Source organism: Escherichia sp. KS167_9B (assembly GCF_030295215.1).
Classification (GTDB): Bacteria; Pseudomonadota; Gammaproteobacteria; order Enterobacterales; family Enterobacteriaceae; genus Escherichia; species Escherichia coli_F.
On sequence record NZ_AP025754.1, the window covers coordinates 5,002,761 to 5,027,880 of the forward strand.

Here is a 25,120-nt window from a genome sequence, read left to right on the forward strand (position 1 = left end):
GTTACAGCGCCTTGGTGAAGCGGAAGTGGCTCTGCTCGTAGCCTTCGCGCAGATAGAAACGGTGCGCGTCGTGGCGCTTGACGTTGGTGGAAAGCTCGGTCATTTCGGCCCCGGCCTGGCGAGCTTCTTTTTCCGCCCATGCCAGCAATTTGCTACCCACGTTCAAACCACGTGCCTGCGGCATCACCACCAGTTCCTGAATTTCGCCGATCCAGTTGACATGATGCAGATGAAACTGCAAATGCAGGCCGATCATGCCGACAACTTCGCCATCCAGCAGCGCCAGATGGTAGCGCATGTTCGGGTCGCGCAGATTGGCGTTAAACCCCACGCGAAACGCGTGGTGGTCAAACTCCGCCTGTTTTAGCTCGCAAATCAGCGCGTAAACCGCGTCGGTATCGTACTGCGTGGCCGGGCGAAGCTCACAAGCAGGCATGGTGTTTCTCCTTCTGATGGATCAGCGTCAGCAGCGTGTCGACCGACTGGCGCAGGCTGCCGTCATTGTTGAGCGTATGGCAATCCTGAGGAGTATAGCGGGCGGCGCGTGCGAGTCGGGCGTTAATTTCTGTCGCGTTTTCCCGTCCACGGTTTTCCAGGCGCTGGCGCAGGATCTCTGGCGAAACCTGTAAACAGATGGGCAGCAGCGCCGATTGATAGCGCGCCCGCGCCTGCGGCAGATGGGCGCGTGAACCGTTGACCACCACGTCGAATCCGGCGTGCAGCCAGAGGTCAATTTCCAGCCCGGCACCGTAATAGTAGCTATTAGCATGCCAGCTTAATGCGAAGAGTTGCTGCCCCGCGCGGGCAAAAAACTCCTGCTCACTCAGGGCGATATGATTTTCGCTTCCGGCGCTGGCATCGCGCGTGATGTAGCGATGCGCCACCAGTAACTGAGCTTGTTCCCGCAGGCGGAGCTCCGCCAGCAGGCTATCTTTCCCGGAGCCGGACGGCCCCATCAACCAAACCAGTTTTCCCATCATCACAACACCCTTTTCCCCTGACGCCAGACGTGGTCGATATGAATGTGATTACCCTTGCGATGCGCCAGCACCAGGTCGGCGCGTTTGCCCTCGCCAATCACCCCGCGATCCTGAAGATTCAGCGCCTGCGCCGGATTTTTAGTCACCAGCTTCACCGCCTGCGGCAGCGTAAAGCGGTTGCTCTCGTCATCGGCGACGCGAAATGCCGCATCGAGCAGGCTGGCGGGGTAGTAGTCGGAAGAGAGGATATCCAGCAGACCAAGCTGTGCCAGTTCACTGGCCGCCACGTTGCCGGAGTGCGAACCGCCGCGCACAATATTCGGCGCGCCCATCAATACATTCATGCCATGCTTGCGCGAAGCTTCCGCCGCTTCGAACGTGGTGGGAAATTCGGCGATTACGCTGCCAAGCTGGTGGGATTCGGCAACGTGCGCGTGCGTGGCGTCATCGTGGCTGGCGAGGGCAATTTGTCGCGCGCGGCACATTGCGGCGATGGTTTCGCGATTCGGCTGCGACCAGCGTGCGGCAAGCGCCAGCTGTTCCTCTTCGTACAGCTGCATCTGCGCATCGGTGAGCGAGTATTTGCCCTGATAATATTCGCGATACTTCTCGCGATTGGCGAACTGGCGCTGGCCCGGCGAGTGGTCCATTAGCGACACCAGCGTTACCGGCTCGCGCTGCACCAGTTTTTCAAACAGCGGCAGCGTGGTGTGATGTGGCAGTTCACAGCGCAGGTGCAGACGGTGCTCGGCGCGGTTGACGCCGCGTTTCTGCGTCTCTTCGATGGCGTTGATCATCTTCTCCAGATTCTCCAGCCGATCGCCGCCGTCGCGCACGTCGCCAATCGCCACGGCATCCAGTACGGTGGTGATGCCGCTCGCCACCATCAGCGCGTCGTGGCTGCTCATCGCCGAGTGGGCAGGCCAGTCCACTTTTGGGCGCGGAGTGAAGAATTTATCGAGGTTGTCGGTATGCAGCTCAATCAGCCCCGGCAGCAGCCAGCCGCCTTCGCCGTCCATCGCCTCTGGCAGGCGGCTCTGGCTTTCGGCAAAGGCGCGAATTTCGCCATCCTGTACTTCCAGTGAACCGTGCACCACTTCATTTTCCAGCACCAGTTTGACGTTATTGATAATCATGAAGAGACTCCCATTGGGTGCAGGCGGTCGGCGACGTCATTGCGTACGGCTTCGTCATGGAAGATACCGACGATGGCCGCGCCGCGGGCTTTGGCTTCGCAGATCAGTTCCACTACGGCGGCGCTGTTTTTGGCGTCCAGCGAGGCGGTGGGTTCATCCAGCAGCAGAATCGGATAGTCGACGATAAAGCCACGGGCGATGTTGACGCGCTGCTGTTCGCCGCCGGAGAAGGTCGATGGTGCCAGGTGCCACAGGCGTTCAGGCACGTTCAGGCGCGTCAGTAATCGGGCGGCTTTAGCGGCGCAGGCTTCACGCGGAACGCCGGTATCGAGCAGCGGCTGCATCACCACTTCCAGTGCCGAAATACGCGGGATGACGCGCAGAAACTGACTTACCCAGCCGACAGTGGTTTTGCGGATTTCCACCACTTTGCGCGCTGGGGCGGTGACCAGGTCTATCCATTCGTCACCGTGTTTAATCTGGATTTGCCCTTCGTCGGGCAGATAGTTGGCGTACAGCGAACGTAGCAGGGTCGATTTGCCGCTGCCGGAGTGACCGTGGAGCACCACGCATTCGCCCGCGTTGACGGTGAGCGAGGCGCGTTGTAAGACGGGCAGGCGCACGCCGTTTTGCTGGTGCAGGATGAAGGTTTTACTGACGTTTTGTACGTTAATCATTTTTCGCCTCGTGGTTCGCATATTGGGGAGCGGTGCGCGCATTGCCCCTCACCCTAACCCTCTCCCCGAAGGGGCGAGGGGACCGATTGTGCGCGGTGTTGAATATTGCGCCGGTTTTCTCCCTCTCCCTCCGGGAGAGGGCCGGGGTGAGGGGATCAGCGCGCACGGTGTTGCATTCAATTCTGCAAAACCGATGACACCAGCAACTGGGTATACGGGTGATGCGGGTCGTCGAGCACGCGGTCGGTTAACCCACTCTCCACCACCTGCCCCTGCTTCATCACCAGCAAACGGTCCGCCAGCAGGCGGGCGACGCCTAAATCATGGGTGACAATCACCACCGCCAGGTTCAGTTCCACCACCAGGCCGCGCAGCAGGTCGAGCAGGCGCGCCTGTACCGATACATCCAGCCCGCCGGTCGGTTCATCCATAAACACCAGCTTCGGATGCGTCACCAGGTTGCGGGCAATCTGCAAACGCTGCTGCATACCGCCGGAAAAAGTGGTCGGCAGGTCGTCGATACGGTTGGCGGGAATCTCCACCTCTTCCAGCCACTTCTGCGCGGTGGCGCGAATGTCGCCGTAATGACGCGCCCCGGTCGCCATCAGCCGTTCGCCGATATTGCCGCCTGCCGAGACCTGGCGGCGCAGGCCGTCGAGCGGATGCTGATGCACCACGCCCCATTCGGTGCGCAGCAGGCGACGGCGGTCGGCCTCGCTCATGCCATAGAGGGAACGGTTTTCATAGTGAATCTCCCCCTGTTGCGGCGTCAGACGGGCGGAGATTGATTTCAGCAGCGTGGTCTTCCCGGAACCGGATTCCCCGACAATGCCCAGCACTTCCCCCGGCCATAAATCAAAAGAGACATCGCTGAAGCCTTTGCCCGGCGCGTAAAGGTGGGTCAGGTTATTGACCGAAAGTAACGGTTGATTCATTGGCTTTTCGCCTCGCTCTGTTGGCGGCAATAATCGGTATCGGAGCAGACAAACATGCGGTTTCCGGCGTCATCCAGCACCACTTCATCGAGATAGCTGTGGGTTGATCCGCAAATCGCGCAGGGTTCATCCCACTGCTGAACGGTGAACGGGTGATCGTCAAAATCGAGGCTTTCCACGCGGGTAAACGGCGGCACCGCATAAATACGCTTCTCGCGCCCCGCGCCAAACAGTTGCAGGGCGGGCATCATGTCCATTTTCGGGTTATCGAATTTCGGGATCGGCGATGGGTCCATGACGTAGCGCCCGTTCACCTTCACCGGATAGGCATAAGTGGTGGCGATATGACCGAAGCGGGCGATATCTTCATATAGTTTCACCTGCATCACGCCGTACTCCTCCAGCGCGTGCATGGTGCGGGTCTCCGTTTCGCGCGGCTCGATAAAGCGCAGCGGTTCCGGGATCGGCACCTGGAAGATAATGATCTGATCTTCGGTCAGCGGCGTTTCGGGGATGCGGTGGCGCGTCTGGATAAGCGTCGCATCGTCCGTACGTTCAGTGGTGTTTACCCCGGTCACGCGCTTGAAAAAGTTGCGAATTGATACGGCGTTGGTGGTGTCATCCGCGCCCTGGTCAATCACCTTCAACACGTCGCTTTCGCCAATCACGCTGGCGGTAAGCTGTATGCCGCCGGTTCCCCAGCCGTATGGCATCGGCATCTCGCGCCCGCCAAACGGCACCTGATAGCCGGGGATCGCCACCGCTTTTAAGATGGCGCGGCGGATCATGCGTTTGGTCTGCTCGTCGAGGTAGGCAAAGTTGTAGCCGCTCAGATTAGCCATGGTTCTGCTCCTGTTGCAGACGTTTGAGTAGCTCCAGCTCGGCCTGGAAATCGACGTAGTGCGGGAGTTTGAGGTGCGAGACAAAGCCTGCGGCTTCGACGTTGTCGGCATGCGCCAGCACGAACTCTTCATCCTGCGCCGGGCCTGTCGCGTGCTCGCCGTACTCCGGAGCCTGCAACGCACGGTCAACCAGCGCCATTGCCATCGCTTTGCGCTCGCTCATGCCGAACACCAGCCCGTAGCCGCGCGTGAAGTGCGGCGGCTCATCCGGCGGGTCGATAAAACCGTTGACCATTTCACACTCGGTCATCAGCAGTTCGCCGATGTTCACCGCAAATCCCAGCTCTTCCGGCACAATAGACACGTCGATATAGCCACTGCGGATTTCGCCTGCGAACGGGTGATTACGTCCGTAACCACGCTGGGTGGAGTAGGCCAGCGCCAGCAAATAGCCTTCGTCTCCGCGCATGAGCTGCTGCAGGCGGGAGGAGCGTGAGCAGGGGTAAACCGGCGGCGTGCGGGTGATGTCATCCGGCTGTGTGCCGCTATCCTCTTCAAACTTCGCCAGCCCCTGACGCGCCAGCAGGCTGAAAACGTGCGGTGATGGGGCTTGCTCGCTGTCGGCGGTGGTCAGCGTCGGCGCTTCGCCATTCGCCAGCAGGGTGAAATCGAGCAGGCGATGGGTGTAGTCGTAGGTCGGGCCAAGCAACTGGCCGCCAGGAATGTCTTTATAAACGGCGGAGATACGGCGTTCGAGACGCATCTCGGTGGTGTCGAGCGGTTCGCTCACCGCCAGTTTTGCCAGCGTCGTGCGGTAGGCGCGCAGCAGGAAAATTGCTTCAACGTTATCGCCACTGGCCTGTTTCAGCGCCAGTGCGGCCAGTTCGCGGTCGGCAATGCCGCCTTCGGTCATCACGCGATCCACCGCGAGATTAAGCTGCTGTTCAATCTGGGCGACGCTCAGTTCAGGCAAATCGGTATCGCCCCGGCGTCGGCTCTCTTGCAGGGCGTGGGCGGCGTCGATCGCCTTCTCGCCCCCTTTCACGGCAACGTACATCAGCACACCTCCACATGAGTGGTTCGCGGAATAGCCAGCAGGCGCTCGCCGCAGGTCAGGATCAGGTCGATGCCGAGCGGGAACGGGTGCGGGCGCTCGGTGAGTTCGTGCAGAATGCACTCCGGCAGTTGCGGGGCGATCATCCGTTCTTCGGCAATACCCGCGCCGGTGAGGCGCAGCATGCGTCCGCCGCTCAGGCTGGTGACCTGTAAAATCAACGTCGCACCGGCTTCCGGCGCAACGGCGGTGCCGGTGGAAAGGGCGTTGAGCTGCTCGCTGGCAATCGCCTCATCCGTCACTGCGAAGGTCGCCTGTTCCGGCTGATTGACCAGCGGGGCGTTGGTATGAAAACGCAGGCTCTGGCTGACGATATCGTTACTTAATGGCGCGGAAAGCCACACCGGCGTGTCGTTATCAGCCAGCGTCAGCAATACGCTGGTAGAGGCAATATTCAGCGGCTGCCAGCCGCGTTTGAGTTGATGTAGGGCGACAATCACGCCCGGCTCGCTCATGGCCTTTAACAGGCGACGAAAACTGTGCTGGGCATCCTGCACGGGAAGCATAAAAGCGGTTTCCAGGGTCATGCGTTGTCTCCGCGAACCATCGTAAAGAAGTCGACCCGACTGGCGTTCACTTCGGCCTGGCGTGCGGCAATGCGTGCCATACGGTCAGCGTCCAGCGGGGCAATAAGGGTTTCTGATAAGTTTTGAAAGTGGCGAGATTGCTGCATCAGCGCGTCAATCAGCGCGCAGCGTTCGGCGTGCTGTTTGTCGCGCCCCAGCACCCAGCTGTAGCCGAGCGTGCCGTCAGTCAGGCGTATGGCGGCGCGGGTGAGCGTGGCGTCGCCGGCAAAAAAGCGTTCGCCGGTGCCACCCATCCGCGCCTGAATCTGTACCAGGCCGGTTTCGGCGGCGCGGATAATGTCATAGTCGGCGGTGATGTTTAGCGCTTTAAGGCGGTTAGCCAGTTCAGCCGGTTGGCTGTGCGCCAGCACGGACATCCAGTGCTGGCGGGTCGCGGTATCTGCGTGCATTCAGTGCTCCATAGTGAATTCAATCATGTCGGCGCGCGTCAGGCTGACGGAGTACTCCGCCGGGCTGCTTTCACCGTCACGGTGGTTAAGGGTGCGCACGCACAGCAGCGGCGACATATTCGGGATTTCAAGACGCTGGCACTCTTTGGCCTGGGCGCGGCGGGCGCTGATCCGCGTCTGGCTGCGGCGCAGCGCAATCCCCGTTTGCTCGTGCAAAAAATCGTGCAGCGAGCCGCTGTCGAAGCGTTGCAGCGTCGGCCAGAGAGTGAGGTCCGCAAAGTAGTGGTCGATTAAACAGAGTGCGACGCCGTTGACCCGGCGCAGGGTGCGCAGGTGGATAACGTTCTCGCCCTCGGTTATCCCCAGCGCGTCAGCGACGTGACCGGAGGCCGGGCGCAGCACGGACAGCAGTTTTTCGCTGGTGGGATGGCTACCCTGATCCAGCAGGTTCTGGCTAAAACGCGCCTGGGCGTTGAGCGGGTAATCGAACGGGCGCATCAGCACCAGCACGCCGACGCCCTGACGGCGCTGTACCCAGCCTTTTTCCACCAGTTGGTCGATGGCACGGCGCAGGGTGTGGCGATTCACCTCAAAGCGCGCTGCCAGTTGCTGCTCGGCGGGAAGATAGTCGCCGCAGCGGTAGTGTTGACGAAGCTCCTGCTCAAGTTTTGCGGCTATCTCCTGATAGCGTGTTGGGTAGCTGGTCGGATGTGTAGACAAGTGCATAGATATTAATGCCTCGCTTATCAGATAAAGTGCTTACGCAACCGTTGAGAGAGGAAATCCAGCAGGCTGACCGTGACGATAATCAGCACCATCAGGGCACAGGTTTGCTGGAACTGGAAACCGCGAATCGCTTCCCACAGCGTGACGCCGATCCCGCCAGCGCCGACCATGCCAACAACGGTGGCCGAGCGGACGTTGGATTCGAAGCGATAGAGGGAGTAGGAGATTAGCAGCGGCATCACCTGCGGCAGCACGCCATAGAGGATCTCTTCGAGCTTGTTGGCACCGGTGGCGCGAATGCCTTCCACCGGGCCGGGTTCAATTGCTTCTACCGCTTCGGAAAGCAGTTTGGAGAGCACGCCGGTGGTGTGGATAAACAGCGCCAGTACGCCAGCGAACGGACCGAGACCGACGGCGACCACGAACAGCATGGCGAAGACCATCTCGTTAATGGCGCGGCAGGCGTCCATCAGGCGGCGAACGGGCTGGTAAACCCACCACGGCACCAGGTTTTCGGCGCTCATCAGGCCGAAGGGGATGGAGAGAACGACTGCCAGCGCGGTGCCCCAGACGGCGATTTGCAGCGTGACGGCCATTTCGGTGAGGTAATCCTGCCACTGGCTGAAATCGGGCGGGAAGAAGTCGGCGGCGAACGTCGCCATGTTGCCGCCGTCTTTAATCAGCGTGAGCGGGGCCATTTCCGCGCCCTGCCACGAGACGACCAGTACGGCGAGAACAATGGCCCAGCTGAAGATCGAGAACCAGCTGCGCTTGGGTGGGGCAATGGTGATGGTTTGCATGTTTGGCTCCGTTTAATGTTTTCTCCCTCTCCCTGTGGGAGAGGGCCGGGGTGAGGGCACCAGCGTGCGCATTTCTTCCTCACCCTAACCCTCTCCCTCAAGGGAGAGGGGACCGATCGAGCACATTACTGCACCGCTTTACTCACCGAACTCATCGCGCTTAACGCGTTGTTCAGGCGGTCCAGGTCATCCAGTTGCGCCTGAATGGCGCTGGTTTTTGCCAGCTTGTCCTGCTCATTCAGCCCTTTATTGCCTTTCACGCCCTGCATCTCTTTAAACAGCGCGAGCTGGCGAATCGGCACCAGTTGCAGGTCGCTGGAGGCGCGGAACGGGGCCCAGCCCAGGCGCTCCAGCACCGCTTTCTCTTCCGGCGTTTTGCCGTAGTTCATAAAGAAGTCGTAGATCTTGTCTTTGGTGGTTTCGGAAAGATTTTTGCGCCAGACGATCGGATCGCCTGGGATCAGCGGCGATTTCCAGATCACCTTCAGTTCTTTGAGCTTCTCCGGTGCGGAGGTTTTCAGCTTGTCGAGGTTCTCGGTGTTGTTGGTCGCCACATCCACCTGCTTGTTGGCGACGGCCAGCGCGTTGGTTTCATGCCCGGCGTTGACGGTGCGCTTGAAGTCGCTGGCGGAGATATTGTTTTTGGCGAAGACGTAGTAGCCGGGGACGAGGAAGCCAGAGGTGGAGTTAGGATCGCCATTGCCGAAGGTGAGATCTTTACGCTTTGCCAGCAGATCGTTCAGGTTGTTGATCGGACTGTCTTTGTTGACGATCAACACGCTCCAGTAACCCGGCGATCCATCCGCCGCGACCGTCTGGGCGAAGACCTGACCGTTGGCGCGATCCACCGCTTCCATCGCCGACAGATTGCCGTACCAGGCGATGTCCACTTTGTTGAAGCGCATCCCCTGGATAATGCCCGCGTAGTCCGGGGCAAAGAAGGCGTTGACCTTTACGCCCAGCTTCTTCTCCATATCCTGTAAGAACGGCGTCCATTGCGGTTTCAGGTTTTGCTGTGATTCCGTTGAAATAATGCCGAAATTCAGCGCCTTTTCCTGCTCTTCGGCGTGCGCCGGGCTTAACAGGGTGCTGAGGCTGAACATGCTGGTGAAGGCCAGCGAGGCAATTATCTTAGCGTTCATTCGTTTTCCTCAATGATGGGGATGTCAGGCAGCTTTCGCGTTCTCTTCGACGCGGTTAATGCTGCGGTAGAGATGGTCAAAACGTTCGTTATCAAACTGTTGGCTGCTGCCGTCGTAGAAGACGTGCCCCTGGCGCAGGGCGACGATGCGTTCGCAGTAGCGCAGGGCGTAATCCACCTGATGCAGCGTCACCACCACGGTGATGCCGTCGTTCTGGTTGATGTCGCGCAGGGTATCCATCACGATGCGGGCCGATTCCGGGTCCAGCGAGGCGATCGGTTCATCGGCCAGAATCACCTTCGCCTGCTGCATCAGCGCACGGGCAATCGCCACACGCTGCTGCTGTCCGCCGGAGAGGGTGGAAACGCGCTGATGGGCAAAGTGCACCATGCCAACGCGGGTCAGCGCCTGTAACGCGCGCTGTTTCTGCTCGCGGGTGAAGTAGCTAAAACAGGTGCGCCAGAATGGCGTGCTGCCGAGCGCGCCAATCAGCACGTTCTCCAGTACGCTCAGGCGATTCACCAGGTTGAATTGTTGGAAGATGTAGCCGGTGTTGGCGCGGCTTTTGCGGATATCGCGGGCCAGGCGGCCTTCGCGCTGGACTGTGCGGCCCAGCAGCTCGATATGGCTACCGGCAGATTTATCGCCGGTAATCAAACCGCTTAAATGACGTAAAAGGGTGGATTTGCCGGAACCGGACGGCCCAAGCAGAGCCACCATTTCACCGTGATGAATGTTCAGATCAACCGCATGCAGCGCCTGATGCTGATTGAAGGTTTTGGCGAGCTTCTCGACACGGATAATCGTTTGCATGATGCAGCCTCCCTAAAAAAGTGGCTCCATCGTGGCGGATTATCGTGACGATTTTGTTAACTAAAAGTGACTAACAGATGAAGAGTTAACGGGAATTCGATGACAGTGCGGGAGGGCGGGCCTCCCGGCGGGTTAGTGCGTTGGTTGTTGTTTGACGACATTAATCATCCACGGTACGCCAAATTTATCGGTGACTTTGCCGAAGCCATGCGCCCAGAAAGTTTCCTGCCAGGCCATTTCGATTTTTCCGTTAGCAGCAAGGTTATCAAACCAGCGTTTTCCTTCTTCGACCTGTTGCGAATCGAGTACCAGTGTAAAACCGGAGTAGCTGGCTTTTCCTGACGGTATGGCATCGCTCATCATGATATCGCTTCCGGCAATACGCACGTTAGCATGGGCGATAGCGGTATCGGGAAATTGCATACCGGAAGGGCAGTTCTCGGCGCTGTCCTGCGCTGATTTCGGCATTTCGCCGAAGCTGATTTTATAAAGCAGTTCCGCGCCCAACGTGCGTTGATAATAGGCAATCGCATCGGAACAGTTACCAGCAAAAGAGAGGTAGGGACTTAACGGCATGATGGTGACCTCAGTTAAGAGAAGCCAGTTAAGTGTAGTTCGAAAATTATACAGATGAGCGGGGGCTGATAAGACTCGGTAAGCGTCGCATTAGGCACCGTTGCCGGATGGTGCGAGAATTTGTAGGCCTGATAAGACGCGCGAGCGTCGCATCAGGCAGTCGGCACCGTAGCCGGATGCGGCGCGAGCGCCTTATCCGGCCTACCGATCATGTGCCAATATTACATTGAGCAATACAATCAGTTCTTTTTCACAAACTCAGATTTCAGTTTCATCGGACCAAAACCGTCGATTTTGCAATCGATGTTGTGGTCGCCTTCAACCAGGCGAATGTTTTTCACTTTGGTACCGATCTTCAGCATCGAAGAGCTACCTTTCACCTTCAGATCTTTAATGATGGTAACGCTGTCGCCATCAGCCAGAAGATTGCCGTTAGCATCTTTAACGATCAGCTCGTCGCTTTCCTGTGCAGGTTCTGCGTCGTTCCATTCGTAGGCACATTCCGGGCAGATGTACATGCCGTTATCTTCGTAGGTGTATTCGGAGTTGCATTTTGGGCAGTGTGGTAATGACATGTGGATTTCCTCAAAAGTCAGCAGGGCAAAAGCGCCAAAAAACGGCAGATTGCCGAAAAAGGCCGCAATTATACACAAAATCCCTGAGTTTGTCGGGGGTACTGCTGATTTTAGACGACGATCGTTTTCATTTGAAAGGAAACGCAAAAAGAAAATAATCTTTTTGCCTCCATTTATTATTTAAGATAAGGTTAATGCTCTACTTGTTCTTTTTTTAATTCAAATGATATTTTTATCTTTCTGACGTTTTAAACGTATCGGAAGACGTTATTTATTCTAATAAAAAACAACACTCTAAATATAAAATTATTTCTTGCAGTAATTATAAAAGCCGAAAACAGAACTCAAAAACAATCTGGCTAAATAAAAGTAATAAAATTTGCTTTAAGGAAAAATTTTCTATGTACACACAGACCCTGTATGAGTTAAGTCAGGAGGCTGAACGCCTGTTACAGCTTTCTCGCCAACAGTTGCAGTTACTGGAAAAAATGCCTCTCTCTGTACCCGGAGACGATGCGCCACAACTGGCTTTACCCTGGAGTCAGCCTAATATCGCCGAACGTCACGCGATGCTGAATAATGAGTTGCGTAAAATTTCCCGACTGGAAATGGTGCTGGCGATTGTCGGTACTATGAAAGCAGGGAAATCAACCACCATTAATGCTATTGTTGGTACGGAGGTTCTGCCTAATCGCAATCGCCCAATGACTGCGCTGCCGACGCTTATTCGCCATACGCCCGGGCAAAAAGAACCGGTACTGCATTTTTCACATGTCGCGCCAATCGACTGTTTAATTCAACAATTACACCAGCGCCTGCGTGACTGCGATATTAAGCATCTGACCGATGTGCTGGAAATAGATAAAGATATGCGTGCGCTTATGCAGCGGATCGAAAATGGCGTCGCTTTCGAAAAATATTATTTGGGTGCCCAGCCTATTTTTCATTGTCTGAAAAGTTTGAATGATTTGGTGCGACTGGCGAAGGCGCTGGACGTCGATTTTCCTTTTTCTGCTTACGCCGCCATTGAGCATATTCCCGTGATTGAAGTGGAGTTTGTCCATCTGGCGGGGCTGGAGAGTTATCCCGGTCAGTTGACGTTACTGGATACCCCTGGGCCAAATGAAGCCGGGCAACCGCATCTGCAAAAAATGCTTAACCAGCAGCTGGCTCGCGCCTCGGCGGTACTGGCGGTGCTGGATTATACGCAACTGAAATCGATCTCCGATGAAGAGGTCCGTGAGGCGATTTTGGCGGTGGGGCAATCGGTGCCGCTGTATGTGCTGGTCAATAAGTTCGATCAACAGGATCGTAACAGTGACGACGCCGACCAGGTGCGGGCACTGATTTCCGGGACGCTGATGAAAGGCTGTATTACGCCACAGCAGATATTTCCAGTGTCGTCGATGTGGGGCTACCTGGCGAATCGGGCGCGTAATGAGTTAGCCAACAACGGTAAGTTACCCGCGCCAGAGCAACAACGCTGGGTGGAAGATTTTGCCCATGCCGCGCTCGGCAGGCGCTGGCGTCATGCCGACCTGGCGGACCTCGAACATATTCGTCATGCTGCCGATCAGTTGTGGGAAGATTCGCTGTTCGCCCAGCCAATTCAGGCGTTGCTTCATGCCGCTTACGCTAACGCCTCGTTGTATGCTCTGCGATCTGCCGCGCATAAACTGTTGAATTACGCGCAGCAGGCGCGGGAATACCTGGATTTTCGTGCGCACGGGTTAAACGTCGCTTGTGAACAATTGCGGCAAAATATCCACCAGATCGAAGAAAGTTTGCAGCTATTTCAACTCAATCAGGCTCAGGTGAGCGGCGAGATTAAACATGAAATCGAGCTGGCCCTGACCTCCGCCAACCTCTTTCTGCGTCAACAGCAAGATGCGGTGAATGCCCAGTTAGCCGCGTTGTTTCAGGATGATTCGGGGTCATTAAGCGAGATTCGTACCTGCTGTGAGACACTGTTACAGACGGCGCAGAACACCATCAGTCGCGACTTTACGCTGCGTTTTGCCGAGCTTGAATCCACTCTTTGCCGGGTGTTAACCGATGTTATTCGGCCCATTGAGCAACAAGTCAAAATGGAATTGAGCGAGTCAGGGTTTCGTCCTGGGTTTCATTTTCCTGTTTTTCACGGCGCAGTTCCCCACTTCAACACTCGCCAGTTGTTCAGTGAAGTCATCTCCCGCCAGGACGCAATGGACGAGCAGAGCACGCGTTTAGGCGTTGTGCGTGAGACTTTTTCGCGCTGGTTGAATCAGCCCGACTGGGGACGGGGAAATGAGAAATCCCCGATAGAGACGGTTGATTACAGTGCGTTGCAACGAGCATTAAGCACAGAAGTCGATCTTTATTGCCAACAAATGGCTAAAGTTCTGGCAGAGCAGGTCGATGAATCTGTTACGGCAGGCATGAATACTTTTTTCGCTGAGTTCGCTTCATGTTTGACGGAATTACAGACGCGTTTACGCGAAAGTCTGGCTCTGCGTCAACAAAATGAATCGGTGGTCAGGCTGATGCAGCAGCAATTGCAGCAGACTGTGATGACTCATGGCTGGATTTACACCGACGCTCAGCTGTTACGCGATGATATTCAAACACTTTTCACGGCAGAACGATATTGACCAAGACGTTGCTGGACGGCCCCGGTCGTGTGCTGGAGTCGATTCATCCCCGCTTTTTAGTGGATCTGGCGCAGGGCGATGATGCCCGCCATCCACAAGCCCATCAGCAGCAGTTTCGTGAACGACTGATGCAGGAACTTCTTGCGCGTGTGCAGCTTCAGGCATGGACGAACGGCGGGATGTTAAATGCGCCGCTTAGCCTGCGTCTGACATTGGTGGAAAAACTGGCGTCGATGCTGGATCCCGGTCATCTGGCGCTGCTGCAAAAAATGGATCACCGCCAGCACTCTGCTTTCCCGGAGCTCCCCCAGCAAATTGCCGCCTTGTATGAGTGGTTTTCAGCCCGTTGTCGCTGGAAGGAAAAGGCGTTAACGCAACGAGGCCTACTGGTGCAGGCAGGTGATCAGAGCGAGCAAATTTTTACCCGCTGGCGTGCTGGGGCGTATAACGCCTGGTCGTTGCCTGGGCGCTGTTTTATCGTTCTGGAGGAGTTGCGCTGGGGGGCATTTGGCGATGCCTGCCGTCTGGGAAGCCCGCAAGCGGTGGCGTTGTTGCTGGGTGATTTGCGCGTGAAAGCGACACAACATCTGGCAGAGAGTATTAATGCGGCAACGACCACTCGTCACTATTACCATCAGTGGTTTACCTCTTCAACCGCCCCGACGGGTGGGGATCATGCTGATTTTTTAAGTTGGCTGGGAAAGTGGTCCACGGCAGATAAACAACCCGTTTGCTGGTCAGTGACCCAACGCTGGCAAACTGTCGCACTGGGGATGCCACGACTCTGTTCAGCGCAGCGTCTGGCGGGGGCAATGGTCGAGGAAATCTTCTCTGTAAATTTGGTGTAAATAATCAGTTACATCAATGACTCCTAAACGAAAATCATGTGTGAAGTTGATCACAAATTTAAACACTGGTAGGGTAAAAAGCTCATTAACTGCCCAATTCAGGCGTCAACTGGTTTGATTGTACATTCCTTAACCGGAGGGTGTAAGCAAACCCGCTACGCTTGTTACAGAGATTGCATCCTGCAATTCCCGCTCCCCTTTTGCGGCCGTCGCGCTGATTTTTCTGGCGTTTGCGGAAATGGGCCAACTCTGCGAGGAAAGCTATGCTGAAAAGGAAAAAAGTAAAACCGATTACCCTTCGTGATGTCACTATTATTGATGACGGTAAACTGCGTAAAGCCATTACCGCAGCATCACTGGGTAATGCAATGGAATGGTTCGATTTTGGTGTTTATGGTTTTGTTGCTTACGCATTAGGTAAAGTTTTTTTCCCGGGGGCTGACCCCAGCGTGCAGATGGTTGCTGCACTTGCCACTTTCTCCGTTCCCTTTCTGATTCGACCGCTTGGCGGACTCTTCTTTGGTATGTTGGGCGATAAATATGGTCGCCAGAAGATCCTCGCTATCACTATTGTGATTATGTCGATCAGTACGTTCTGTATTGGCTTAATACCGTCCTACGACACGATTGGTATTTGGGCACCGATTCTGCTGTTGATCTGTAAGATGGCACAAGGTTTCTCGGTCGGCGGTGAATATACCGGGGCGTCGATATTTGTTGCGGAATACTCCCCTGACCGTAAACGTGGCTTTATGGGCAGCTGGCTGGACTTCGGTTCTATTGCCGGGTTTGTGCTGGGTGCGGGCGTGGTGGTGTTAATTTCGACCATTGTCGGCGAAGCGAACTTCCTCGACTGGGGCTGGCGTATTCCGTTCTTTATTGCTCTGCCGTTAGGGATTATCGGGCTTTACCTGCGCCATGCGCTGGAAGAAACTCCGGCGTTCCAGCAGCATGTTGATAAACTGGAACAGGGCGACCGCGAAGGTTTGCAGGATGGCCCGAAAGTCTCGTTTAAAGAGATTGCCACTAAATACTGGCGCAGCCTGTTGACATGTATTGGTCTGGTAATTGCCACCAACGTGACTTACTACATGTTGCTGACCTATATGCCGAGTTATTTGTCGCATAACCTGCATTACTCCGAAGACCACGGGGTGCTAATTATTATCGCCATTATGATCGGTATGCTGTTTGTCCAGCCGGTGATGGGCTTGCTGAGTGACCGTTTTGGCCGTCGTCCGTTTGTGCTACTTGGTAGTGTTGCACTGTTTGTGTTGGCGATCCCGGCGTTTATTCTGATTAACAGTAACGTCATCGGCCTGATTTTTGCCGGGTTACTGATGCTGGCGGTGATCCTTAACTGCTTTACGGGCGTTATGGCTTCTACCTTGCCAGCGATGTTCCCGACGCATATCCGTTACAGCGCGCTGGCGGCGGCATTTAATATTTCGGTGCTGGTTGCCGGTCTGACGCCAACGTTGGCGGCCTGGCTGGTCGAAAGCTCGCAGAATCTGATGATGCCTGCCTATTACCTGATGGTAGTGGCGGTGGTTGGTTTAATCACCGGCGTAACCATGAAAGAGACGGCGAATCGTCCGTTGAAAGGTGCGACACCGGCGGCGTCAGATATACAGGAAGCGAAGGAAATTCTCGTCGAGCATTACGATAATATCGAGCAGAAAATCGATGATATTGACCACGAGATTGCCGATTTGCAGGCGAAACGTACCCGCCTGGTGCAGCAGCATCCGCGAATTGATGAATAAGCTGAAACGGATGGCCTGATGTGATGCTGTCTTATCAGGCCAATTGAACTCTTAAGGTTCACTTAATCTCTGACGCGCATACTCTCCTCCAGGTTAACGGAGGAGAGTGCAATGAAAAACCGTGTTTATGAAAGTTTAACTACCGTGTTCAGCGTGCTGGTGGTCAGCAGCTTTCTTTATATCTGGTTTGCCACGTACTGATCTTTTTTCAGCCGTATCCAGGCCCGTGTGCCAGAAGTCTCTTGCCGGTTTTGCAGGAAAAACTGCCCGTGATGCAACTGTGTAATGCGGCTGACAATACTTAACCCCAGACCAATCCCGCCATAACGGCTGTCCATACGTACAAACGCTTTACTCAACTCCCCGCATTTACTCTCATCAATACCCGGTCCTTCATCTTCAACGGCCATGACCGCTCCGCCATCTTCTTGCAGCTTAATCATAATGTTGCTGCCTTGCGGGCTGTAACGATGGGCATTTTCTACCAGGTTTCGCAATAACATCCGCAGCAGGGTTGCATCACCCTGAACGATGATGTCGGCGGCGCTCTCTGGCAATAGCAGGGTTTGCTGGCGCTGGTCGAGCATGGTACTGAGTTCGTCATACGAGGGGAGAATGACATCTTCCAGCAGTTTTACATGTTGATAATTACCGGAAGAAAATGACTGTCCGGCACGCGCCAGTTGCAGTAGCTGGGAGACACTCTCCATCATCTGATCAAGTCGTGCCACTAACGGTGCTACATCAATGTGATGCGTTTTCGCCAGCAGTTCCAGATGCAAACGCACCCCCGCCAGTGGCGTTCGCAGTTCGTGCGCGACGTCAGCGGTAAACAACCTTTCGTTATCCAGCGTGTTGGTCAGGCGACTGACCAGATCGTTTAACGCTGAAACCACCGCTTCGATTTCGAGGGTGGCGCTGTGAATGGCAATGGGCGTTAAGTTGTCGGCGGTGCGCGCTTCCAGCTCTTTTTGCAGCTCCGCCAGCGGGCGGGTGATGCGGCGTACCGCCTGATAGCAGATAAATAGCGTCAGGCTGACCATAAAGACGCCAGGGACAATCAGGCTGGCGACCGCCTCGCGGATCTCACGCATGATGTGGCGATCGTTGTTACGATTGTCGCGTAGCGCCTGCTCAAACAGCTGAATCTGCTCGGTACTTTCATGCCATAGCCAGAAGACGCTGATCAGCTCAAACACCAACAAAATGGCCCCGATGGTCAATATCAGCCGTTGGCGCAGCGATATTGGTCGGCGCAGAAAACGCATCAGATTCAATTAGTTTTCCTCATTCGCGACCAGCATATAGCCAAAGCCGCGCACGGTGCGGATACGGGCTTTGCCCACTTTGTCGCGCAGATTGTGGATATGCACTTCCAGGGTGTTGGTCGAGGGTTCATTGTCCCAGTTATAGATGTCGTTGTAGAGAATTTCCCGATGCACCGGACTGCCTGCTTTGAGCATTAACCGTGATAGCAGAGCATATTCTTTGGGCGTCAGAATCAACTCTTCACTGCCCATCCATACCTGACGGCGACCCATATTCAGCGTCAGATTGCCAACAATCAGCTCACTTTCACCCTGATTATTATGGCGTCGTAGCAGGGCGCGGATACGGGCATGTAACTCTTCCAGCGCAAAAGGCTTCACCAGATAGTCATCGGCACCGACATCCAGCCCGGCGATTTTGTCGGTCAGCGTATCGCGAGCGGTGAGGATCAGTACCGGCAGGGTATATTTTTTCTGCCGGATACGGGCGAGAAAATGCAGCCCATCTTCATCGGGTAAGCCTAAATCCAGTACCACCAGGCTGTAATGACCGGTCTCAAGGCTTTGTTCCGCCATCCGCGCGGTTGTCACGCCATCGCACGCGTAGCCTTCGGTTTGCGCCGCCAGAATCAATCCCTGCAATAACAGCGTATCGTCTTCAACAATCAGAATTTTCATTCACTCACTCTCCTGCAAGTTTGCAGAATATCATCCGCAGCCTGGTAATACTTCGTCTCAACGCCAGTTAATCCCAATAGCGTGGAGAATAAATTGTCTTGTGAATAGTGTTGCGTTTGCGCCTGTTTCTGTAGGCAACTTTGGTCAACCTGATACCGTTTTTGATAATCCTCAGACAGCCACAGCAGCATCGGCACCTGTTTTTGGCTATCCGGGGCGATGGCATAAGGCAAACCGTGCAGATAGATGCCATTTTCACCTAACGATTCACCGTGGTCAGAAAGATAAACCAGGCTGGTGGTAAATTTACCCTGATGTTCTTTCAGTAGATTAATTGCTTTATCAACAATATAGTCGACGTAGACCAGCGTATTGTCGTAAGTGTTTACCAGTTGCTCTTGGGTACAGGTCTGGATCTCGTTGGTGTCGCAGGTAGGGGTAAATTTCCTGAACTGTGGCGGATAGCGATTGTAATAGGTCGGGCCGTGACTGCCGATGGTGTGTAAGACAATTACGCCATCACCTTGCAGGTTATTGATGTACTCTTCCAGCCCGTGGAAAAGCACTTCGTCATAACATTCGCCGTTGATACACTGACCAGGCAGGTTCAGCGCAGTGACGTTCTGGTGAGGCACGCGATCGCAGACGCCTTTGCAGCCACCATCGTTGTCATTCCACAGCACGTTTATGCCCGCCCGCTGAATGATATCCAGCACGCCTTCCTGATGTTGTGCCAGTTCTTCTTTGTAATGCTCACGCGGCATATCCGAGAACATGCATGGTACTGAAACTGCCGTTGCCGTGCCGCAAGACGCAGTATTGGGGAAATAGACCACGTTATCTTTCGCCAGCCGCGGGTTCGTTTCACGCGGGTAGCCGTTGAGGGAGAAGTTCTCCGCCCGCGAGGTTTCGCCGACAATCAGGATGGTCAAATTTTTACGTTTCTCGTTCTGCATTAACGGGTTGCGGTGCGCGTCTTCACCAATTCGCACCAGCGGCAGATTTGCCAGTCGCTGATGGGAGTACCATGACCAGCTGGCAACAATGCTGTTAGAGGGGCTTAAGGACTTCACCAGCTCTTTGTTGTTGCGAAACAGCGAGGCGTAGTCTTTATAAAACAGTGCGGCGACCAGCAGAATCAGGAGCACAGAAACCAGAATATTGGCTCCACGGAAAAGAACACTGCGCAGGCGCGAGGTGGCAGGTTTGATTTTAATCCAGCAGGCAATCAGCGCAGCAAGCACGCCGCTGAATCCCAGCGTTAATAACATTTGCGGTGTCATCAGCGCATAACTTTCTGCTGGGGTGGTATCAATAATATTGGCAATCATCGAGCGGTCGATGACGATGCCGTAAGTCATTATGAAATATTGTGCAGCCGCGCCAACCAGAATAAACAGGCAGGCCAGCGGTCGATTAAGCCATAAGAAAGAGCTTAGTGTCAGGACAATATTAATCACGCTGAAAGCGACGACCGGCATCGACAAGAAAACCAGTACGTTATGCAGCGAGTCCAGCGGCAGCGCCTGCAACACCTGTTTAAAAAAGGCAATATTCAGGCAGATAGAGATATAAAAAGCGGCCAACAATAGCCAGGCGAGTAAATTCAAAGAGGGTCTATTTAGTAGGCGCTTCAACATCACGGTGTTTCCATCGAACAAAGTGCGCATATGCTCGCAAAGCAAAATTAAGCCAACCTTAAGTTCTTAAGGTTGGCTTTTATGTTTGCTGGATTAAGGGGAATTAATCTTTGCTTATTGGTGCATCTAAGGGATACGGGTTTTTATGCAGCCGGTTGTAATTCAGCGCATACATGGCGGTGATGACCATCAGGGTGACAAATGACCACATAACCTCTTTCGCCCCGGACCCCACCACGGCCCAGATGCAGTAGAGGAAGGCAATGGTAGTAACTGCCAGATATGCCGGGCGTGCTTTACCAAAGTGACCGTGGCCGAGCAGCAGTAACGCCGCACAGGTGTAAAGATATGGCACCAGTGTAAAGATGACCGACACGGAAGAAACCAGACCGAACTCTTTAGTCGCGTTTGGCGAAATGCTACTGAGCTGGAAGATGGTCATCAAAATACCGACGATAATCAGCCCTGCCACTGGCGTACCCGCTTTGTTTACACGGGCAAAAATCGGTGGGAACAGCCCGTCATCGGCAGCGGCTTTCGCCGTTTGACCCGCCAGCAACGTCCAGCCGCCCAGTGAACCTAAGCAACCCGCAGCTGCGCAGAAAGAAACAATGGCCCCGGCGGTGTCACCCAGCGCCATCCGTGCGGCATCACCGAATGGCGAAGCAGAAACGCGCAGTGCGGCATTAGGGATCATCCCCATAATCGCGGTGGTAGAAAGTACATAGCAAACGGCGGCAATCAATACCCCACCAATGGTGGCGATAGGGACGTTGCGTTTCGGGTTTTTCACCACACCTGCGGCAACGGAGGCACTTTCCACACCGATGAACGACCACAGCGTAACGTTAAGGGTACTTTGAATCGCGCCGAAGGTGCCCAGGCCGCTGACGTTCCATGCCGCCATATAGGTTTCACCACGGAACCAGAACCAGCCAAATACGGCAATCCCGACGATGGGGATCAGCGCCAGCACGGTGGCAACGGCCTGCACGCGGGTGATCATTTTCGGACCGACAATGTTCAGCAGGACGAAGATCCACAGCACCACGACGCAGGTGATGGTTAATACCAGTGGATCTTTCAGAATCGGGAAGAAGTAACTTAAATATCCTACGCCAATGACCACCATGGCGATATTGCCGATCCAGCAGGCCAGCCAGTAGAGGACGTTGGTTTGATAACCGAGAAACGGGCCAAAGCAGCGGCGGGCGTAAGCGTAAGAACCACCAGGACTTGGGTCGAGGAACGACATTTTGGCGTATACCATCGAGAGCCCCAGCGCACCGATAATCGTCACCAACCATCCATAAATGGCAATCCCGCCAGTGGAGGCCAGGTTTGCAGGTAACAGAAAAACACCTGACCCCATAATATTCCCCGACACCATCAGGGTGACGGGGATTAAGCCCACTTTGTGAGCATCAGCATCCGAAGACATAATTAAACTCCTGCGAAGGCGAGCTTCGTGACAATAAATTACGTCATATCATACGCCTGCATTCGATAGTTGAATTATTATCGACCGGGTTATCGCTGATGCCGTTATTAATATAGCTCTTCGTTAAGGTTAAAAATCAGGCGACAGTGCGTTCTCTGTGCTGACTAACATAATGCAGAGGCGTCATACCGTAGAAGTCTTTAAAGACAGAAATAAAGTACGACGTACTGTTGTAGCCACACGACTGTGAGACCTGAGAGATATTTTTACCGTCCATCATTAATTCATTGACGGCATAACGCATGCGGCAGGTGGTGATTATTTGGCTATAACTGGTGTTTTCGCTTTTCAGCTTTTTCTTTAACAGACTTGGGCTAAGACATAAACAACTGGCTACCATACTAAGATTCCAGTCTTTGTGGATATCGCTTTCAATAATTTGATAAACGCTGTCACTTACACAATTACGTAACATATACATCATTAATGAAAGGAATTTTTTACTGTCGAGAAAACGGGATAGCACAGTGAATAATAATGCACGTGTTCGTTCCTTTTCTGACTCAGTTTCAGCGGGCATCATGCTATGTTGCGCGGCAACGCGAAAGACGTCTGGCGTCAGGCATGGCAGGGTGAGGATGGGCGTAGCACTACGTTGCCATACTGGTATTTGCGAGAGATCTTTATTCAGAAACCGGAGGTAATCTTTGATGATGTCGTGACTAATATGAGCAACCAAAGTGTTATTAAGAGAGGAGACGTCGATAATATTATTTTCACAATTTAATAACGCCATATGGTTAGCTTTAAGGCTAATAGGTTCTTTCCCATTCACCCTTATCCAGACATCTTTTTCAGTCAATAAAACAATACAAGGTTGGTCGCTGCAAATCCTCATACATGTACTCCTGAGTGCGAATAAAAGACCAGTTCTCGCTAAAGCAAAGCGATACCGGGAAATGGTTATATAATTGTATGATGAATATAAACATGCATAAAAATAACGAGTTTTACTAATATTACAAATTTTTATAGTAATTTCTCATGTACATATTTTTTTACAGGATAAATAACAGGCGAAAAAAAGCGCGGGGTGGGACCGCGCAAAAAGTATGACATTTTTGTTTGCAGCAATTTTTATGAAAACGTTGCCATACTAAAAAGGCCTCAAGCCAGGCGGCGTAATGTTATTTAACAATTACGCCTTCAGCGGAATAGTGGTTACGCTTTCACACACATGACGTGGTAAATACCGTCAATAATTTCAGTCCCTTCAGTTTCGTGTTCAAATCCAGGGAAATGATGGTCCCAGGATTGCAGGGAGCGTAAATAACTTACCTGTGGACTGTTTTTATCGCCGAAGTTTTCACCAGACAGTAGCATCGGGATTCCTGGCGGATACGGGATAACTGAGTTTGCCGCGATGCGTCCAGGCAGATTTTCAATGGATACCAGTTCGACATTGTTATCGACAATTGCGTTGTACGCTTCACGCGGGGTGATTTCCGCCACCGGCAGGCCGGAATAGGCTTCGTTCAACCGTGCGCCAGGGTTATTTTCTTTTAGCCAGACAAACATGGTGTCACCCAGATCGTGAATCCCCATATTCGCGTAAGTGTCAGGATATTGTTCAACAAGTTCCGGCATCACCTGCGCCAGCGGTGTGTTGGCGTCGTAGTGGCGTTTGAAGGAGCAAAGGGTGTTAACCAGAGTTCCCCATTTCCCACGGGTTACGCCCATAGAGAACAGGAACATAATCTGGAAGTCAGTGGTGCGGGTAGGCACAATGCCGTGGCGACCAAGCCAGGCAGTGACCAGCGCCGCCGGAACACCGGTTTCTTCCAGTTCACCATCTTCACCCATTCCCGGTGCGAGAATGCTGACTTTAATTGGGTCGAGCATACTCCAGTTATCCGGAATATCTTTGAAGCCGTGCCAGCTTTCGCCCGGATGCATTACCCAGCAGTCCTGAACGGTGGTCAGCAGTTTGGTTGGCGCGTCAGCAAAGTCGTAGGTTTTGCCGGTTTGTGGATCGGTGACCACTTCTTTGTTCCACGGTTTGAAGAACCAGCTACCGTCATGGGTGAACTCTTTATACAGCCGTGCCATCGCTTGACGGAAATCAACCGCTTCGTCGATCACTTCCTGGGTCAGTGACAGGCCGCTGTTGCCGTCCATCATCGACACCGCCACGTCGTTAGATGCACAGATGGCATACAGCGGGGATGTGGTGGCATGCATCATGTATGCCTGGTTGAAGCGGGAGAAGTTAATCGCCCCACGACCTTCACGCACATGAATGTAAGAGGCCTGTGACAGCGCATTCAGCAGTTTGTGGGTTGAGTGGGTGGCGAAAACGGTAGGACCGTTGTGATCGCCAGGTTCACCGCGCATGGCATAGTGATCGGCATAGATCGGGTTGAAACGTGCATAACCGTACCAGGCTTCGTCAAAGTGCAGACGATCGGAAGTTTTTTCCAGCAGATCCTGCGCTTCTTTAGCGTTATAACACACGCCGTCATAGGTGCAGTTGGTCACCACGCAGTAAGACGGTTTTTGCCCGACTTTGTCTTTGGTCAGCGGGCTTTCACTGATTTTCTTCTGCAAGGTTTCAGGTTGCATTTCCTGCGGATAGATTGGCCCGATAATGCCGTAGCGGTTGCGGCTTGGCACCATGTAGACCGGTTTCGCGCCCGTCAGCATCAAGCCTTGTTCGATGGATTTATGGCAGTTACGGTCAACGACCACTACATCGTTATCGGTCATGCAAGCCTGCATGATGGTACGGTTAGAGCCGGAAGTACCGACGACTACCGACCAGGAGCGATCGGCACCAAATACGCGTGCGGCATATTTTTCGCTTTCGCCAAATGCGCCAGTATGGTCAAGCAAAGAACCGAGGGAAGTCCGTTCGATGCCCATGTCGGTGCGGAACAGATTTTCACCATAGTAGTCATGGTAAAAACGTCCGGCGGGTGTTTTGGTAAAGCCAACGCCGCCCTGGTGGCCTGGCGCTGCCCAGGAATATTCATGGATGTCGCTATATTTCATCAGCGCGCTGAACAGTGGCGGCAACAGCTGCTGGCGGTAGCGGGTCATTGCGGCAACGGCGCGTCCGGCGATAAAGTCGGCGGTATCTTCCAGAATCCAGGCGAATTCATCGACAAGCTCCAGCAGATCTCGGTCTATTGCGGCGAGGGCTTTTTCCCGATCGCCCAACAGGAAGACCGGCACGTTTTGTTGGCGCTCATGAAGCTTACCGATCAATTGTCTGACGTTTTGATGTTCGTCCGGATGTTCCATTTGATAGCTGAACATCAGGCAGTCAATGGCTTCGTTTGAAGAGAGAATGGCAAAGCCATCATCAAAGGAGGTGGATTTAATCACGGTAACATTTTGCTGGCTTAAAGCATCTGCCAGACGCTCAACGGCGTTACCGACCCAGGTGTCCTGATGGAGAAACTCGCTTTCAACAATTAATACTTTCATCATTGCTTACCCGGTTATGAAGGAATCTTCGTTGCGGGCAAGTATCTTCCGGCCTTTTCGGGCTGTAA

At 54.0% G+C, this 25,120-nt stretch carries 25 protein-coding genes; 4 read left to right on the forward strand and 21 right to left on the reverse strand.

The genetic code is table 11. From position 1 onward, the window contains the following. Position 1: 1 nt before the first annotated feature. The 15 genes from phnO to QUE34_RS24900 form a co-directional block, all read right to left on the reverse strand. Positions 2-436 (reverse strand): aminoalkylphosphonate N-acetyltransferase, encoded by a 435-nt coding sequence (gene phnO, locus QUE34_RS24830; protein WP_103253806.1) that lies wholly within the window; start codon positions 434-436, stop codon positions 2-4. Beyond that, positions 423-980 (reverse strand): ribose 1,5-bisphosphokinase, encoded by a 558-nt coding sequence (gene phnN / locus QUE34_RS24835; RefSeq protein WP_103253807.1) that lies wholly within the window; start codon positions 978-980, stop codon positions 423-425. Before phnN ends, phnO begins: the two co-directional genes overlap by 14 nt. Further along, positions 980-2,116 carry an alpha-D-ribose 1-methylphosphonate 5-triphosphate diphosphatase gene (gene phnM / locus QUE34_RS24840; protein WP_105268553.1) on the reverse strand — a complete coding sequence of 379 codons (1,137 nt, stop codon included), beginning with the start codon at positions 2,114-2,116 and terminating at the stop codon, positions 980-982. The genes phnN and phnM overlap by 1 nt, the downstream gene beginning before the upstream one ends. After that, complete coding sequence (gene phnL, locus QUE34_RS24845) at positions 2,113-2,793, reverse strand: phosphonate C-P lyase system protein PhnL (RefSeq protein ID WP_103253809.1); 681 nt, start codon at positions 2,791-2,793, stop codon at positions 2,113-2,115. The genes phnM and phnL overlap by 4 nt, the downstream gene beginning before the upstream one ends. A 176-nt stretch (positions 2,794-2,969) precedes the next feature. Beyond that, positions 2,970-3,728, reverse strand: coding sequence for a phosphonate C-P lyase system protein PhnK (gene phnK, locus QUE34_RS24850; protein ID WP_001075518.1), 759 nt, complete (start codon positions 3,726-3,728; stop codon positions 2,970-2,972). Further along, positions 3,725-4,570 (reverse strand): alpha-D-ribose 1-methylphosphonate 5-phosphate C-P-lyase PhnJ, encoded by an 846-nt coding sequence (phnJ, locus tag QUE34_RS24855; RefSeq protein WP_000002284.1) that lies wholly within the window; start codon positions 4,568-4,570, stop codon positions 3,725-3,727. Before phnJ ends, phnK begins: the two co-directional genes overlap by 4 nt. After that, positions 4,563-5,627 carry an alpha-D-ribose 1-methylphosphonate 5-triphosphate synthase subunit PhnI gene (gene phnI, locus QUE34_RS24860; protein WP_001353525.1) on the reverse strand — a complete coding sequence of 355 codons (1,065 nt, stop codon included), beginning with the start codon at positions 5,625-5,627 and terminating at the stop codon, positions 4,563-4,565. Before phnI ends, phnJ begins: the two co-directional genes overlap by 8 nt. Next, entirely contained in the window at positions 5,627-6,211 is a 585-nt protein-coding gene (phnH, locus tag QUE34_RS24865) for a phosphonate C-P lyase system protein PhnH (protein ID WP_103253811.1), read from the reverse strand. The genes phnI and phnH overlap by 1 nt, the downstream gene beginning before the upstream one ends. Further along, a complete protein-coding gene (gene phnG / locus QUE34_RS24870) occupies positions 6,208-6,660 on the reverse strand; it encodes a phosphonate C-P lyase system protein PhnG (RefSeq protein WP_088541541.1) in 453 nt (150 codons plus the stop codon). Before phnG ends, phnH begins: the two co-directional genes overlap by 4 nt. Further along, entirely contained in the window at positions 6,661-7,386 is a 726-nt protein-coding gene (phnF, locus tag QUE34_RS24875) for a phosphonate metabolism transcriptional regulator PhnF (RefSeq protein WP_103253812.1), read from the reverse strand. It abuts the gene before it with no gap. 20 nt (positions 7,387-7,406) lie between these two features. Then, the gene (gene phnE, locus QUE34_RS24880) at positions 7,407-8,186 is read right to left on the reverse strand and encodes a phosphonate ABC transporter, permease protein PhnE (RefSeq protein ID WP_103253813.1); all 780 of its coding nucleotides are present in this window, start codon (positions 8,184-8,186) and stop codon (positions 7,407-7,409) included. A 125-nt stretch (positions 8,187-8,311) separates the two neighbouring features. Beyond that, positions 8,312-9,328 carry a phosphonate ABC transporter substrate-binding protein gene (gene phnD, locus QUE34_RS24885; protein ID WP_000991995.1) on the reverse strand — a complete coding sequence of 339 codons (1,017 nt, stop codon included), beginning with the start codon at positions 9,326-9,328 and terminating at the stop codon, positions 8,312-8,314. A gap of 24 nt (positions 9,329-9,352) precedes the next feature. Continuing rightward, the gene (phnC, locus tag QUE34_RS24890) at positions 9,353-10,141 is read right to left on the reverse strand and encodes a phosphonate ABC transporter ATP-binding protein (RefSeq protein ID WP_001193403.1); all 789 of its coding nucleotides are present in this window, start codon (positions 10,139-10,141) and stop codon (positions 9,353-9,355) included. A gap of 132 nt (positions 10,142-10,273) precedes the next feature. Further along, on the reverse strand, positions 10,274-10,717 hold the full coding sequence (gene yjdN / locus QUE34_RS24895) for a VOC family metalloprotein YjdN (protein WP_001131334.1): 444 nt from the start codon (positions 10,715-10,717) through the stop codon (positions 10,274-10,276). A gap of 239 nt (positions 10,718-10,956) precedes the next feature. Beyond that, entirely contained in the window at positions 10,957-11,292 is a 336-nt protein-coding gene (locus QUE34_RS24900) for a zinc ribbon domain-containing protein YjdM (protein WP_001300891.1), read from the reverse strand. Between the two features lie 401 nt (positions 11,293-11,693). Between QUE34_RS24900 and crfC the strand changes: the two genes are divergently transcribed. The 4 genes from crfC (at position 11,694) to pmrR (ending at position 16,737) form a co-directional block, all read left to right on the forward strand. Continuing rightward, positions 11,694-13,922, forward strand: a complete 2,229-nt coding sequence (gene crfC, locus QUE34_RS24905; RefSeq protein WP_103253814.1) for a clamp-binding protein CrfC — start codon at positions 11,694-11,696, stop codon at positions 13,920-13,922. Then, a complete protein-coding gene (locus QUE34_RS24910; protein ID WP_105268554.1) occupies positions 13,919-14,770 on the forward strand; it encodes a diguanylate cyclase regulator RdcB family protein in 852 nt (283 codons plus the stop codon). The genes crfC and QUE34_RS24910 overlap by 4 nt, the downstream gene beginning before the upstream one ends. 263 nt (positions 14,771-15,033) lie before the next feature. Further along, complete coding sequence (proP, locus tag QUE34_RS24915; RefSeq protein WP_001298520.1) at positions 15,034-16,536, forward strand: glycine betaine/L-proline transporter ProP; 1,503 nt, start codon at positions 15,034-15,036, stop codon at positions 16,534-16,536. Between the two features lie 111 nt (positions 16,537-16,647). Beyond that, entirely contained in the window at positions 16,648-16,737 is a 90-nt protein-coding gene (pmrR, locus tag QUE34_RS24920) for an LpxT activity modulator PmrR (protein ID WP_000797657.1), read from the forward strand. Here pmrR and pmrB read toward each other — a convergent pair. From pmrB to adiA, 6 genes are all read right to left on the reverse strand, one after another. Then, positions 16,713-17,813: a two-component system sensor histidine kinase PmrB gene (gene pmrB, locus QUE34_RS24925; protein ID WP_160529938.1), complete on the reverse strand. Its 1,101-nt coding sequence runs from the start codon at positions 17,811-17,813 to the stop codon at positions 16,713-16,715. The genes pmrR and pmrB overlap by 25 nt on opposite strands. After that, positions 17,814-18,482: a two-component system response regulator BasR gene (gene basR, locus QUE34_RS24930; protein ID WP_103253816.1), complete on the reverse strand. Its 669-nt coding sequence runs from the start codon at positions 18,480-18,482 to the stop codon at positions 17,814-17,816. Further along, positions 18,479-20,122: a phosphoethanolamine transferase EptA gene (eptA, locus tag QUE34_RS24935; protein ID WP_103253817.1), complete on the reverse strand. Its 1,644-nt coding sequence runs from the start codon at positions 20,120-20,122 to the stop codon at positions 18,479-18,481. The genes basR and eptA overlap by 4 nt, the downstream gene beginning before the upstream one ends. 103 nt (positions 20,123-20,225) lie before the next feature. Further along, positions 20,226-21,563, reverse strand: coding sequence for an arginine/agmatine antiporter (gene adiC, locus QUE34_RS24940; protein WP_000093154.1), 1,338 nt, complete (start codon positions 21,561-21,563; stop codon positions 20,226-20,228). A 136-nt stretch (positions 21,564-21,699) separates the two neighbouring features. After that, complete coding sequence (gene adiY, locus QUE34_RS24945) at positions 21,700-22,461, reverse strand: DNA-binding transcriptional activator AdiY (RefSeq protein ID WP_001217059.1); 762 nt, start codon at positions 22,459-22,461, stop codon at positions 21,700-21,702. A gap of 323 nt (positions 22,462-22,784) precedes the next feature. After that, a complete protein-coding gene (adiA, locus tag QUE34_RS24950) occupies positions 22,785-25,052 on the reverse strand; it encodes an arginine decarboxylase (protein ID WP_103253822.1) in 2,268 nt (755 codons plus the stop codon). Positions 25,053-25,120 lie beyond the last annotated feature (68 nt).